The sequence below is a fragment of the Candidatus Methylospira mobilis genome (assembly GCF_009498235.1).
In the GTDB taxonomy this organism is placed as follows: Bacteria; Pseudomonadota; Gammaproteobacteria; order Methylococcales; family Methylococcaceae; genus Methylospira; species Methylospira mobilis.
On the sequence record NZ_CP044205.1, the window covers coordinates 4,519,287 to 4,533,607 of the forward strand.

At 54.3% G+C, this 14,321-nt stretch carries 11 protein-coding genes and 2 pseudogenes; 4 read left to right on the top strand and 9 right to left on the bottom strand.

The window, feature by feature from the left end; genetic code table 11:
• Window positions 1-41 precede the first annotated feature (41 nt).
• Together F6R98_RS20635 and istB are read left to right on the top strand one after the other, a co-directional pair.
• Window positions 42-593, top strand: a pseudogene (locus tag F6R98_RS20635) (IS21 family transposase); the annotation flags it as partial.
• Window positions 590-1,387, top strand: coding sequence for an IS21-like element helper ATPase IstB (gene istB, locus F6R98_RS20640; protein ID WP_153250689.1), 798 nt, complete (start codon window positions 590-592; stop codon window positions 1,385-1,387). The pseudogene F6R98_RS20635 and the gene istB, both read left to right, overlap by 4 nt.
• A gap of 74 nt (window positions 1,388-1,461) precedes the next feature.
• On the opposite strand, the pseudogene istA reads toward istB, so the two are convergent.
• The 9 genes and pseudogenes from istA to F6R98_RS20685 all read right to left on the bottom strand — a co-directional run.
• Window positions 1,462-2,588: pseudogene (gene istA / locus F6R98_RS20645) on the bottom strand (IS21 family transposase); the annotation flags it as partial.
• Window positions 2,589-2,751: 163 nt separating this feature from the next.
• On the bottom strand, window positions 2,752-3,069 hold the full coding sequence (locus tag F6R98_RS20650) for a hypothetical protein (protein WP_153250690.1): 318 nt from the start codon (window positions 3,067-3,069) through the stop codon (window positions 2,752-2,754).
• Between the two features lie 59 nt (window positions 3,070-3,128).
• Window positions 3,129-3,611 carry a YajQ family cyclic di-GMP-binding protein gene (locus F6R98_RS20655; protein ID WP_153250691.1) on the bottom strand — a complete coding sequence of 161 codons (483 nt, stop codon included), beginning with the start codon at window positions 3,609-3,611 and terminating at the stop codon, window positions 3,129-3,131.
• Between the two features lie 14 nt (window positions 3,612-3,625).
• Entirely contained in the window at window positions 3,626-4,453 is an 828-nt protein-coding gene (gene djlA, locus F6R98_RS20660) for a co-chaperone DjlA (protein ID WP_153250692.1), read from the bottom strand.
• A gap of 102 nt (window positions 4,454-4,555) precedes the next feature.
• Window positions 4,556-5,383 (bottom strand): flagellar brake protein, encoded by an 828-nt coding sequence (locus tag F6R98_RS20665; RefSeq protein ID WP_153250693.1) that lies wholly within the window; start codon window positions 5,381-5,383, stop codon window positions 4,556-4,558.
• Window positions 5,384-5,786: 403 nt separating this feature from the next.
• Entirely contained in the window at window positions 5,787-6,527 is a 741-nt protein-coding gene (locus F6R98_RS20670) for a flagellar brake protein (protein ID WP_194270051.1), read from the bottom strand.
• Between the two features lie 205 nt (window positions 6,528-6,732).
• The gene (locus F6R98_RS20675) at window positions 6,733-7,521 is read right to left on the bottom strand and encodes a flagellar brake protein (protein WP_153250695.1); all 789 of its coding nucleotides are present in this window, start codon (window positions 7,519-7,521) and stop codon (window positions 6,733-6,735) included.
• A 676-nt stretch (window positions 7,522-8,197) separates the two neighbouring features.
• Complete coding sequence (locus F6R98_RS20680; RefSeq protein WP_153250696.1) at window positions 8,198-9,217, bottom strand: efflux RND transporter periplasmic adaptor subunit; 1,020 nt, start codon at window positions 9,215-9,217, stop codon at window positions 8,198-8,200.
• Window positions 9,218-9,243: 26 nt separating this feature from the next.
• Window positions 9,244-9,876 carry a CerR family C-terminal domain-containing protein gene (locus F6R98_RS20685; RefSeq protein ID WP_153250697.1) on the bottom strand — a complete coding sequence of 211 codons (633 nt, stop codon included), beginning with the start codon at window positions 9,874-9,876 and terminating at the stop codon, window positions 9,244-9,246.
• 111 nt (window positions 9,877-9,987) lie between these two features.
• On the opposite strand from F6R98_RS20685, the gene F6R98_RS20690 reads away from it, so the two are divergent.
• Window positions 9,988-11,136 carry an efflux RND transporter periplasmic adaptor subunit gene (locus F6R98_RS20690; protein WP_153250698.1) on the top strand — a complete coding sequence of 383 codons (1,149 nt, stop codon included), beginning with the start codon at window positions 9,988-9,990 and terminating at the stop codon, window positions 11,134-11,136.
• Window positions 11,133-14,282, top strand: coding sequence for an efflux RND transporter permease subunit (locus F6R98_RS20695; RefSeq protein ID WP_153250699.1), 3,150 nt, complete (start codon window positions 11,133-11,135; stop codon window positions 14,280-14,282). The genes F6R98_RS20690 and F6R98_RS20695 overlap by 4 nt, the downstream gene beginning before the upstream one ends.
• The last annotated feature ends 39 nt before the right edge of the window (window positions 14,283-14,321 follow it).

Genomic DNA, 14,321 nt, shown 5'->3' on the forward strand with positions numbered 1-14,321 from the left:
CAATCAGCACTCTGGGGCATTATTCAATCAGCGTTAACAGTATTCCGCAACGGGCTCTTTACGACAACATGAAGACGGTGGTGTTGGAGCGCGACGCATCGGGTGAAGGTGAGCATCGTTTCCACGCTGGATTTCTCGATTATGCGCGGCATTGCGGTTTCGTTATAAAACTGTGTCGCCCTTATCGCGCCAGGACCAAGGGTAAAGTCGAGCGTTTCAACGGCTATCTGCGCCGCTCTTTTTATGTTCCGCTGGTGGCACAGCTCAAGCAGTCCGGGCTGACGCTGGACGTGGTCACTGCCAATGCTGAAGTGCGACGCTGGCTAAAAGACGTAGCCAATGAACGCATACATGGCACCACGCAAGTGCGTCCCTCGGAGCGCCTGGGAGAGGAACGCCTGCAAGAACTGCCCGCTCCCTGGCGCGGAGATATCCGCGCGGCGCGCCCGCAATCTGAGGCGGTGGTAACGGCGGCAGATCGTCCGGTCGTTGTTATCGAACGGATGGCGCAGGAAACGCCATTACAACACCCGCTCGCGGTCTATGACGGGCTTCTGGAGGCTATCCAGAGTGAAAGGGAGGTGGCGGCATGAACCTGCAACACGAAAGAATACAAACCCTGTGTGAATCGCTGAATCTGCCGTTCATAGCGCAGGGTTACCCGGCTGCCGCTCAGCAGGCCGCGCAACAGGAAAGCGCATATAGCGACTTTCTGGAAGACATGCTCAAAATGGAAGCAGCGGGGCGAACGGTAAGAAAACAGAGTCTATTTACACGCCTTGCCGGTTTCCCGGCGATCAAAACTCTGGAGGCGTTCGACTATGCCTTTGCCCCCGGAGTCAAACGCAGCCAGATTGACGAACTGGCAGGGCTGGGTTTTGTCGAGCGTAACGAGAATGTCGTGCTTATCGGCCCGTCCGGTGTCGGTAAAACCCATTTGGCGATTGCCTTGGGATACAAAGCGGCGCAGGCTGGCATTAAGACCCGCTTTACCACGGCAGCCGATTTATTGCTGACGCTGGTGGCTGCGCATACCCAGAATCAGTTGAAGGCCGTCATACATCGGGCGATCAACGCTTACCGCCTGTTGATTATTGACGAAATCGGCTACCTGCCGATGAATCGGGAACAGGCCAACCTGTTCTTTCAGGTCATCGCGGCGCGCTATGAAAAAAGCAGCCTGATTGTAACCAGCAACTTGCCGTTCGGACAGTGGGACGCGACCTTTGCTCAGGACGCAACGCTGACTGCCGCTCTGCTGGATCGCTTGCTTCATCACGCCCATATCGTGCCGATTGCCGGCGACAGTTACCGGTTAAAACATCAACGGGCAGCCGGTATGGTCAAGGCTAAAGGTGAGCCGACAACGATAGTGCCAGCGCGATAATGAATTAGGGGAGGTGTATCAGATTTAAATCGGCATTTCTTCAAAAACTGTATCAATTTTAAATCGGCATTGACATAGCGAACATGCCCACGTTCTGTCAGGCGCTCGTGGCAGGCAACAAGTGTGTCGTCCGACACAACGATGACTTGATTGGGATAGAGAGCCGGACACTGACCATCTTGCCCGCCAGCTCGCACGGCACGGAGTAGTGGTTGCGCTGCACATTGATCAGGCAGGTGCTCGATACGCGAGCCGGATTTTCAACATACCCATCAAATTGAACCGGCATAGGCATCATCTGAACGCGTTCCTGATCCAGCAGGTCGGCTACGCTGAGTTCCTTGTACTCGGGATGGCGCAACTCGCCCCATAATGCCCGGCAGCGCTCGCCCAGCCACACATTGAGTTCGGCGAATGAACCGAACTGCAGGTTCTGCGCTTCCAGCCAGATGCGTCGCCTGCTGTCCTGTACGTTCTTCTCAACTACGCCTTTCTCCCAACCCGAGGCCACGTTGCAGAAGTCGGCATCGAACAGGTAGTGCGCGCACATCACGGCAAAGCGCGCATTGACCACGCGCGCCTTACCTTTGTTGACGCGATCAACGGCAGTCTTCATGTTGTCGTAAATGCCTCGGCGGGGAATGCCACCCAGCGCCGCAAAGGAGCGCGTATGGGCATCGAACAGCATTTCGTGCCCTTGGCTCGGATAGGCCACCAGCCAGAAGGCCCGGCTGGCGCACAGCTTCAGGTGCGATACCTGTATGCGCCGGTAAATGCCGCCAATCACCAAGTCTTCCTCGCTCCAGTCAAACTGGAAGGCTTCGCCTAACTCGAACTTCAGCGGCACAAAGGCATGGGGCTTCTTGCCTGCGTCAGCACGCCAGTTGCGAATGAACGCAGTCACCTGGCTGTAGCCGCCCTCGTAGCCAGCCGTCTTGATTTGCGCAAACAAATCCTTGCCCGTGCGCCGATTGTGTTTGGGGCGATGGGAATCCGACTTGAGGGCTTGTTCCAGTATGGCGTGAAACGAACTGAGCTTGCAGTCCGCCTTTATCCTGCGGTATTTCGGCGGCACTGCCTTCTCTTCCGCTCTGAGCCATTTACGGATCGTGTTGCGCGATAAACTCGTGCGTCTAGCGATCTCGTGTAGCGATATCTTGTCGCGTAAATACATCCGTCGAATCTTGCCTATCATTTCCATAGTGATCACCTTATATCTCCTGCCCAAAAATTGGACAGGCCAAGTAGAACACCTGGGTCACTTTTGAATCAGCAAACCACCTCTAACTGGGTCAGTTTTCGGTCAGCGACAACAGATGGCATCGTGCGTCCAAAAGCGATGACTGGAAATATGCGCGGATAACCTAATACCGCCAGCCGCCCCACCCGAGACCGCCCGGCATTCCGTAGTTTCCGCCGCCCATGCCGTTAATGCCATACCCTTGCATGCGATCGCCATATAAATCATAGTTATACATGCCGTTGCCATATGAGCCGCCACCTATACCGTTACCGTACATGCCGCCAGTCATTCCCATGCCTCCACCATACATGGCGCTGTAGTAGGGGTTGCCGTACCCGGCGTATCCAGCATTAGTATCGACGTCGTTCTGCCCGATACCGGCGCACCCATGAAAAAAGAACGTAAACCCGAAGGCGATGGCGCAAATAATTTTATTCATGTCCCAATGCCTGCTGAGTTTGATCTTGATAAACGGTTAAGCAAGACCCGATCTGTGGATCAATCCCGGAAATTGTCGAACTGCAAAGGCTGTTCCAATCCGGCGCTACGCAAAAAGGCAATACATTCCTGTAAGTCGTCGCGTTTTTTGCCGGTAACGCGTACCTTGTCTCCTTGAATCGCAGCCTGCACTTTCATTTTACTGTCCTTGATCAGCTTGACGATCTTCTTCGCCAATGTGCTGTCGATACCTTGCAGCAGAGTAACGTTCTGCTTGACCTGGCGGCCGACATTTTGCGGAGGATCGGTTTTAAGGCTGCCTATATCGACGCCGCGTTTGGCGAACTTGGCGTATAAAATTTCACGCATTTGCTGAAGCTGAAAGTCGGATTGTGCAGCCAGCGAAAGATCGGAGCCGTTAAGCGTGAATTGGGCGTTGGATCCCTTGAAGTCGAAACGCGTGTCGACTTCGCGCGTGGCCTGATCCACGGCATTGCCGACTTCGTGCAGGTCGACTTCCGAAACTATATCAAAACTGGGCATGGGCGGATTAAGGATTAAATTTTACGGGATTCGCAAATCATTTCGTAGGCCTTACGGATTTGCTGGGTTTTTTCATTGGCCAGCCGCACCATTTCCGCAGGCAAGCCGTTGGCGACCAGTTTGTCGGGATGATGCTGGCTCAGCAGTTTGCGGTAGGCGCGCTTCACTTCCTCGTTGCCGGCGGAAGACTTAAGGCCGAGCGCCGCATAAGCGTCCGCCAGACTGGGAGCCGCCCGGTAGGGTGATGTGTTTCTCTCGCCTTGATTAGTATGCTGACCGCCCCAGCCAAAGGCAACCTTAAGCTGGGCTTCCAGGGCTGCGCGCAGGAGATGGTACTCGAAGCGCGAAAACTTGAGCTGATCGCAAATTTGCAGCAGCAGCTGTTCCTGTCTTGGTCTTAACGCGCCGTCGGCCAGGGCTGCTTCCAGCTGTATCTCGAGAAAAACACGTTTCAGTCCGTAGCGCTTGTGACATACCTGGCCGCATTTTTCCAGCGCGGACTCCCAGGCAAAGTCGGCGTGTTTTCCTTCTTCGAACAGGCGAACGGCGTGTTTACGCATGTCGCCTGTGAGTTCCATGCGTAACATGATGCGTTTCGCAGCCGCAATTTCAGCTTCGGATACGCGACCGTCGGCTTTGGCGATATGCCCCATGATCTGAAACGTCGCGGCAAAGAACTCCCACTGTACCTCGTGTACCTCGGCACGATTCATGCGCCGGTCGGGGCTGCGTCCGGTGGAGCGGTCATATTGGTGACCCATGGCCGTTCCGAAAACCGCACCTACCGGCCCGCCCAGCAAAAAGCCGAACGCTCCCCCCAGCATTTTTCCCAACCAGCTCATGATGATGAAAATTCCAGACTTGTATGATTCTTTGCCGGCAAGAGCGGTATTTTCATTTTATCCATTTCTTTACAGGTTTTAAGTCCGCGTCCTGCGCGGAGTTTAGTCACGCCCAAAACGTCCTGTCAATGCGCCGTCACTGCGCGTTAACTCGATTTTCCTCTTCTTTTCCAATGCCAGCTCGTGTAAATAGTTTTGAATTCCCATGTCGAAACGGCGTGTGGTTTCAGCAAAGTTAAGTCCGACTATCAAACCTTGAGCTCTGCCATCGGAACTTACCTCGGTCAAACGGCAGATCCTTGCAGAGAATACATCTTTGGCAGAAAAAGGGTCATCATCGTCAGAAAAAGGGTCTGCGGCTGCGGAAGGACGGGAAAACCGGCATTTACGGAGAATCTGGCCGATCTCAACTTCTTCTTTGACAAGCTTGTCCCTATCCATAAAAGAAAAACCGGTTTGCGATATATTCAAGACCGGAAATCTTTGCATGCTCGAGTCGGACAACTGCACGATGCAAATCAACGGCCTTGCAAAAGGAATCGGTGCGCGGTAGCTGTTGCGCTGTTGTTTCCAGTACAACGAGTCAGGAATAGGAATTGCGAAAACCGCGCTGCCGTTGAGCGTCGCAGCACTCAAGCTTTGAGCTTTAAAGCGCACGGCGATCCCATCCAGCGTGGTGGTAAAAAGAAGCTCGTCGCTGGCTTGCAGTGCTTCATTAAGCGCTTCATTCTTGCTTATATCTATGGCGAAAAGGTTTTTAGCCGTCAAAACAGTAACTATCGTGGTCATGAAACCCATGTTCGGACTATGGGTAGGCGCAACATTGATCAAAACCGATGTCTGAGCCATCTGCTGCAGTCTTTCTATAATATACGACTTTCGCGTTATGGTATAAGACGCTGTATCGGTTTGAGTGTCTGTTGGGGCCATAGAGAGTCCTGTCCGGTAACCTTATCAGTAAAAAACTGTCCATTTATGTGTTGAACGGAATATTTTTACAAAACCTAAAACTCAACGGCCACAAAAACCAGGTAAATGCCGCCTGGTACATCTGTTCAATTTTCCTGTATCTTATAGGAAAACTCAAATCCTTATGCAGCCTGTCAACGCTAAGACGGGATGAGCGTTTTTTTCGAAAATGCTGCGGATATCCCAAAAGCCGGGGGGCGGTTTGAGTTGCGCCCCGCCGCGGTCATTAAGAAGGGTATCATCCTTTCAACCGCAAAACCGAAGATAGGGTTGTGTCGTGCGTATTAACCGTTTTGATTGGCATTGAGGAGGCCGTACCCTTGTGCCGACGGCACCGGAAATCTGCTTGCAAGCGCTTTTCGTGCTATCTTCTTCTTTTCTGAGTCAGCTCCTGCAACAGCTTTTTGATATCGTTTTCCAGTGCGGAAGACATTTTTTCAAAGCGCAACCCCAGCTTAAAGCTGCGGAGCTTGCCGTTGCGGCCTACTTCCTCGGTACGGCACAGCTTGGCGACAAAAGGTTCCTTGGACACCAGGGGTTTGGAAAATTGACATCCCTGGAAAACATGGCCGACTTGAACCGCGCTCATTACGAGCTGGTTTTCATCCAGCAGCGCAAAACCGGTCTGCGATATATCCAATACCGGAAACTTGTCCAGGTTCAAGCCGGGCAACAACATGGTGCAGGTTATGGGCTTCACAAGCGGAATAGGCATGCGATATGAGCGGCGACGCTCGCGCCAATAAAGTGATGTTGGAATCGGAGCGGCGAAAACAGGGTGGCCGGCGAGCGTTGCGGGAGTCACGCTCGAGGTATTGAAGCGCACCGCCACTCCGTTCACGGTAGCGCTGAATTGAAGCTGGCCCCCGGTTTTTATCGCTTCATTCAGCGCGGCATCGGCGCTGACATCAATGGCGAAAAGATTTTTGTCGGGCAAAATCTTGGTGATTATGGTGGTGATAACGCAGTTATCGGCGGCGGAAACGGGTTTTACATTGAGAAAAACCGACTGCGTTTGCATCAGCGCGAGCCTTTCGACTATATTTTCCTTGCGCGTTATAGTAAATGCTGCAGAGTCAGCATCCTGTGTAATGTTGTCTGTCATAGCGTGTGCCCTGTCCGGCATGTTTTTTAGTAAAGTGGCTCATACAATGGTTTGAGCGTTTCGCATAAAGTTAAAGCCCAAGTCTCCGATATAACCGGCCATCAGTTAATTATTAATAATGAAATCAACACCGATCCAGGGTAGGCTCGAATGTAAGCGTATTCCGTATCGTGCCGTAGCGTACGGTGTGCCGTTGCGATCTTTATTACTTCCGGAATGTTCGCCCTGACAATCCCATGTCCCGCGCCATCAGGTTTTGTCTCTTTTTAATTTGCGCCAGCTCATGCAGCAGATTTTGTATGCCCTTTTCGAAGGCCGGAGTCATTTTTGTAAAACGGAACCCCAGCTTGAAGCTGCGGAATACCCCGTTGCTGCCCACCACTTCGCTACGGCACAATTCGGCCGTAAACGGATCCTTGAGGGAGGCAGGCCAGGAAAATTGACATCCCTGTAAAACCTGGCCGATGTCGAGCAGGTTTGAGGCGGCGCGCTGATTCTCGTTCAAAAGCGAAAAACCGGTCTGTGAAATATCCAGCACTGGAAACTTGTGAGATTTCGAATCAGTCAGCGGTACAGTGCAGGTAATCGGCGTAGCAAGAGGAATGGCCAGACGGTAGGAGCGCCGCCGCTGCCGCCAGTATAGCGATTTGGGTATGGTTACCGCGAAAACAAGGTTGCCGCCGAGCGATGCGGGAGTCAATCCGGGAGCTTTGAAACGAGCCGGCACTCCTTCCACTGTGGCTGTAAAAACGAGTTCGCCGACGTTTTTTAAACTTTTGTTCAATTCTTCGTTGGCGCTGACTTCTATGGCGAAAAGATTTTTGTCGGGTAATACCTTGGTGATGGTGGTCATGAAGCCGCTTGTGGCTGCGCGGGTGGGCTTTACGTTGATCAGAACCGCCAGACGCGCCATCTGCATAAGTCTTTCGACAATATGTGTCCTGCGAGTTATCGTATATGACGCATGATCATCCGGAGTATCATTGTCTGCCATTGAATATATGGATCCTGCCCTGTCAGTGTAAAGTGAGTGGGTTCGTACTCACTTTGCAAGAAACTTAAACGATCTTATTAGTATAACTATCCGACGGACGGGCCGCCGGTTGAATGCAGTTTCGCCAGCTTTGCCCGTAGCGTAGTAATCACATCACATATCGGCGCTGCTGCCAAGCTACTGAATAGTTAATTTATTTTAAAACTTTTATGGTACAGAGTTTTATAGGGAAATTCAAATCGGGCTTGTAGGGAGATTCTAAATTTTCCGATCCTCGGTTGCCGCATTCACCGGGGGCTCCGCAGTGGTTTTTACTGGTTCTTTTGACGCAAGCTTGAAAAGAGTAACTACCGGATCAAACGGCCATGATGGATCGAAAGAAAAAACGTCATTCCGGCATGGGTTGCCGGACTTTGCGTTTGGAAAGATTAAGGACGTACGAAGTGCGGTGAGCAGACCAGGCTTCGGGGGTAAGTTCAGCGTAACGCCCGAGAATAAAATCCGGAGCAGGTTATGGGCGTATGATGCCAACTCTTTGATTAATAGCTTAGGTTATGTCAACAGGGCTCAGGCCATACCCTGCTAGCGCACACAGCATGGAAGGGGCAGGGTACGATGTTTCATTGAAACCGAAATGCACTATTGATTCTGATTTCCCTGATTTGCGGGACTGTCCTTAATTTGGTTGCGGCAACAGCACTCGAACCGTTGCAGGCATACCCAGGCGTAAATCATCGCTTTCGTCCGTAACGAACACCCTGACTTCATACGCCAGACTGGGGCGCAACTCTTCGGTTTGAACCGACTTGGGAGTAAATTCGGCTACCGGCGATATGAAACCTATCCAGCCGTGATAGCTCCGGTCCGGAAAACTGTCCACCGACACCTGGGCCTGCGCGCCGGGATGCAGGTGTCCCAAATCGGCTTCGCCGACATAAGCGCGCACCCATTTGGGATCGATCAGCGCCAGAGAGAAAACGGGCCGTACAGGTGAAGCCATTTCCCCCGGCTCCAGCAAGCGCGAACGCACTACGGCGTTGGAAGGAGCCAGTAACTCCGCATCCTTGAGCTGTTGACGCAGGTAGGCCAGTTGCGCCTCGTATGAATGCCATTGCGCCTCCGCCTGAGCGATGTCTTCCTTGCGCGGGCCGATAACCGCCAGATCCAGCGCTTTTTTATTTTGCATGAAACGGGCATCGGCGCTGCTTAAAGTATAACGGCTGCTGTCCAGGTCCTGTTGGCTGACAGCCTTGCCCGACGATTCGCCAGACAATAAACGGAGCCGTTCGTACTGCGCCCGCGCGTAATCGGCATCGGCGCGCGCGGCATCGGTATTGGCGCGCGCCTGCGCGATCTCTTCCGGCCGGCTGCCGTTGTGCATGCGCTCGACCACATGCTTTTGCGCCTCGGTCTGCGCTTCGACTTCGGCTACACGCGGAATCAGCCGCGAGGTATCCAGACGCGCCAGCACCTGGCCTTTCCGTATCCGGTCGCCTTCCAGCGCCAGCACTTCGCTGATGCGTTCGCTGTTGTTGAACACCAGCGAAACCTGACGCAGATCTATGTTGCCGTAAAGCAATAAACCCCGATCATCATGAGCCCGGTTGGACCATTGCCACGTCAGAAACGAGCCGCCTATTGCGGCGACACAGAGCAATAAAATCCACTTTTTTTTGAACACTGCGTTGAGCGGCATGTTTTTTACCTTTAGTTCAGTGGTTTTTATTTCTTTAGCTCACGTAATCCCGCCAGAGAAAATTCGGTAATCAGCCGTGCCGTGCGGTCAATTTCGGCCTGATCGGCAATGACCCCAGGACACACACGATCGATCAATGAGCGCGAATGACGATAAACCAGACATTGCCCCACGATGCTAAAGCTTATTCTGTGTCTGTCCATTTCCGCTATCGCTGTTCCCAGCACTGCGTCGATTATGTCATGTATCAATGCGCAACGTGGTTTCATACTGGTTTCCAAAACCTGATCCAGCGCCTTGGTCGGATCGGCGATCTCACGCGTAAACAGTTTGTAATGATGGCCGAGATAGGTATCGTCCAGCAGGCGTTTCAAAAAATTTTGAACGAAATAGAACAACCGCTCTTCTGCCGGCAAACATATGTCGCGCGCCATATCGTCAGGATAGCGCTCGCTCGCTTGCCTGCAGGAAAATTCCAGCACCTCAACGTAAAGGGCTTCCTTGCTGCGGAAATAGTAGTTTACCGAAGCGGCATTAACATCCGCCTTCGCGCATATCTCCCGCACAGTCGCCTCGCGGAATCCTTTTTCGGCAAAAATCTCCAGGGCCGACGACAGCAGGCGTTCGCGCGTCTGATCGTGTACCGCTTGTTCTTGCAAATTACCCTCCAAAAATTAAATGAATATTTCGAGCAACTGTATCAAACGCTTGTTTGATTTGTAAACCGCTGTGCATTATTATTAGTCATATCGACCAAAACGACTAACACTATGCGAGATATCCCTTATACATTGAAGCTGTGCGCCAGCGTGGTGCTGGTATTTCTGCTATCGGCATGCAGCCGCGGTACCGGCAATGCAAACACCGCAGCGCCGTCAATGCCGCCCTCTCCCGTCAAAACCGCACTGCCGGTCGTACGCACCCTGGTCGACTGGGACGAGTACAGCGGCAGGCTGGAATCGGTAGGCAGCGTTGAAATCCGCGCGCGCGTCAACGGCTATCTGGAAAAGGTCTGCTTCAAGGCGGGCGACAAGGTGCGCAAGGGCGATTTGCTGTTTGTGATCGATCAACGTCCATACCGGATCGAATTTCAGCATGCGCAGGCCGAAGTGGAGCGTACCCGCGCAAGACTGGATCTGGCGCAGAACGATTACGAACGCGCGGAGCGTTTGTTTCGCGCCAAAGCCATTTCCGCCGAAGAACAGGATGCGCGCAGCAAGGGCTTGCGCGAAGCCACCGCCACCATGAATTCCGCAGTGGCGACCATGGAAGCGGCGCGTCTGAATCTGACCTTCACCGAAGTGCGGGCGCCGATCTCCGGCCGCATCGGCCGCGAACTGATCACTACCGGCAACCTGGTTAACGGCAATGGCGGCGGCGCTTCGCTGCTGGCGGAGATCGTATCCATCGATCCGATATATCTTTATATCGATGCGGATGAACTTTCCATTCTCAAATACCGCAGGCTGACACGCGAAGGCAAGCGCGTCAACGATCGCGACACGGAGCTGCCGGCGGAAATGCAATTGATGAACGAAGCGGATTTTCCGCATCAAGGCGTGATCGATTACGTCGATCCGCGCATGAACGCCGATACCGGAACGCTGCGCATCCGCGCGGTATTTTCCAACGGCGACGACCAGCTATCTCCGGGATTTTTTGCGCGTCTACGCATACCCGGCAGCGAGCCGCACGATGCGATTCTGATACCGGACCGGGCGCTTGGAACCGATCAGGGCCAGAAATTTATCTGGGTGGTTGCTGCTGACAACACTGTCGAGTACCGCAAGGTGAAAACTGGGGCGCTGTCGCAGGGTCTACGCGTGATCAGCGAAGGCCTGGCTCCGCAGGAGCGCGTGGTAATAGAGGGCGTTCAACGCCTGAAGTCCGGTGCCAAAGTACAACCGGAGGCGCAATGACCCGTTTTACCCATTTTTTCATAGACCGTCCCATATTCGCTGCAGTCCTGTCCATCGTTATTACGCTGATAGGCGCTTTGGCGCTTGCGCGCCTGCCGATTGCGCAATATCCGGAAATCGCGCCGCCCAGCGTGGTGGTCGTCGCCAGCTATCCCGGCGCCAGCGCCGCGGTATTGGGCGAAACGGTGGCGACGCCGATAGAACAGGAAGTCAACGGCGTCGAAGATATGCTGTACATGTCTTCGCAGTCCACCAACGACGGCACCATGCAATTGTCGATTACCTTCCGCCCCGGAACCAATCTCGACAAGGCGCAATTGCTGGTGCAGAACCGCGTCGCGCTGGCGGAACCGCGCCTGCCGGAAGAAGTCCGCCGTCTGGGTATCAGCATCCGCAAACGCAGCCCGGATCTCAGTCTGGTGGTCAATCTGGTGTCGCCGGACGGTCGTTACGACAGTACCTACATGAGCAACTATGCGTTGTTGCAAATCAAGGATGCGCTGGCGCGTCTGCCGGGCGTCGGCGATATCACGCTGTTCGGCGCGCGCGAATACAGCATGCGCGTCTGGCTCGATCCCGATAAAATCGCAACGCGCGGGTTGACGGCGGGCGAGGTGGTGCGCGCGATACGCGAGCAAAACGTGCAGGTAGCCGCCGGCAGCGTAGGCCAGCCGCCGGTGCCGGCCGGAACCGACTTTCAATACACCGTCACTACTTCGGGGCGTTTGATCGACGAAGCGGAATTCGGCGCCATCATTATCAAAACCGGGCGTTCCGGCGAAATCACGCGTCTGCGCGATGTCGCCCGTATCGAACTGGGCTCCAAGGACTACACGTCGGCGCTCTATCTGGACGGGAAGCCTACGGTCGGACTGGTGATTTTCCAATTGCCGGGTTCGAACGCGCTCGATACCAAGGACGCCGTCGTTAATACCATGTCGACGCTGAAAGAACGTTTCCCGGAAGGACTCGATTACCGGATCGTTTACGACACCACCGTGTTTATCCGCGAATCGATACATGCCGTGGTCAAAACCCTGTTCGAAGCGCTGGTGCTGGTGGTTCTGGTGGTGCTGATTTTCCTGCAAAACTGGCGCGCCACGCTGATTCCGACGCTGGCGGTGCCGGTTTCGCTGATCGGCACTTTTGCAGTGATGTTGTCTTTGGGACTGTCGTTGAACACGCTGTCGCTGTTCGGGCTGGTGCTGGCGATCGGCATCGTCGTCGATGACGCCATCGTCGTGGTCGAAAACGTCGAGCGTAATATTGCGTTGGGACTGGATGCGCGCGAAGCTACGCGTAAAGCCATGGATGAAGTGGTCAGCCCTGTGGTGGCTACTGCAGTGGTTTTGGTTGCGGTATTCATGCCTACCCTGTTCATCAGCGGCCTATCCGGCGCATTCTATAAACAATTCGCGTTGACGATATCGGTTTCCACCGTGATATCGGCGTTCAATTCGCTGACCCTGAGCCCCGCTCTGTGCGCGCTGCTGTTGCAGCGGCACGAAAACAAGGACGGCGTGACGCGTTTGCTGGACAAATTCCTGGGCTGGTTTTTCAGCGGCTTCAATCGCATGTTTGCTTATCTCGATGCCCGCTATCATGCCGCCGTCCAGCGCCTGATCCGTTTCTCCGCCGTGGTCCTGGCAGGCTATGTCGCGCTGAACGGGTTGAACTTCGCACTGTTTACCCATGTGCCGACCGGGTTCATACCGCAGCAGGATCAGGGCTATTTCATCGTGTACGCGCAGCTGCCGGATGCGGCTTCGCTGGAACGCACCAATGCTACGGTGTTGCGTGCAACAAAGATGATAATGGAAACCGAGGGCGTTACGCATATCAACAGCTATGCCGGTTTCTCCATCGTATCCGGCACCACGCAGTCCAACGCGGGTACGCTGTTCGCCAGGCTCGCCCCGTTCGAAGAGCGCAAAGGGCATCCGGAACTCAGTGCGGACGAGGTTATTACAAAACTGCGCGCCAAGCTGTCGCAAATCGAAGACGGTTATATTGCCGTGTTTGCGCCGCCGCCGTTGCGCGGTCTGAGCGCGCTCGGCGGGTTCAAGGTGCAGATACAGGATCGATCCGGGGCCGGTTTCGACGAACTGGCATCCGGTGTGCAACAAGCTATCGGTCAGGCAACGGCCGGCTCGCAGTTCGTCGGGCTGCTCAGCAGTTTCAGAGCCAATGTTCCGCAGGTGTTTCTGAACCTGGATAGAACCAAGGTTAAATCGCACGATATCTCGATAGGCGATGTATTCGATACCCTGCAAATCTACATGGGCTCGCTCTATGTCAACGACTTCAACCGCTTTGGAAGAACCTTCCATGTCGTCGCCCAGGCCGATAGCGAATTTCGCGCGCTGCCCGAAGATATCGCACAGCTGGCTACGCGCAATCGCAAGGGCGAAAGGGTGCCGCTGGGATCATTGATGGATATACGCGAAATCACCGCGCCGGACCGCGTGATGCATTACAACCTGTACCCGAGCGCAGAAATCAGTGGTAACCAGAAACCGGGCATCAGTTCCGGACAGGCAATCAAAATGATGGAAGATGTGCTGAAACAGACCCTGCCGCGTACGCTGGGCTTCGAGTGGACCGAACTCAGCCTGCAGGAAGTGCTGGCCGGCAACACCACCGCTTTCGTGTTTCCGCTCAGCGTCGTTTTCGTATTCCTTGCGCTGGCCGCGCAATACGAAAGCTGGGCGCTGCCATTGGCGATCATCCTTATCGTGCCGATGTGTTTGATGTCGTCGATGACCGGCATCTGGCTGCGCGGCATGGACAACAATATTTTCACCCAGATCGGGTTTATCGTGCTGGTCGGTCTGGCCTGCAAAAACGCGATTCTGATCGTCGAATTCGCGCGCCGTCTGGAACGGGAGCAGGGCTACAGCCGTTTTGCCGCGGCGGCGGAGGCGGCGCGTTTGCGTTTGCGTCCGATACTGATGACCTCGCTGGCCTTCGTGATGGGGGTGTTCCCGCTGATGGTTTCGACCGGAGCCGGGGCCGAATCGCGGCGCTTTCTCGGCACTGCGATGTTCAGCGGTATGCTCGGCGTGACCGTATTCGGGCTATTGCTGACACCGGTGTTCTATGTCGTCGTACAGGGCTGGGTCGCGCGGATGAAGCGAAAGCAATAGTACGCGTTACCGTCATTCCGGCAGGGAACGCCGGAATCC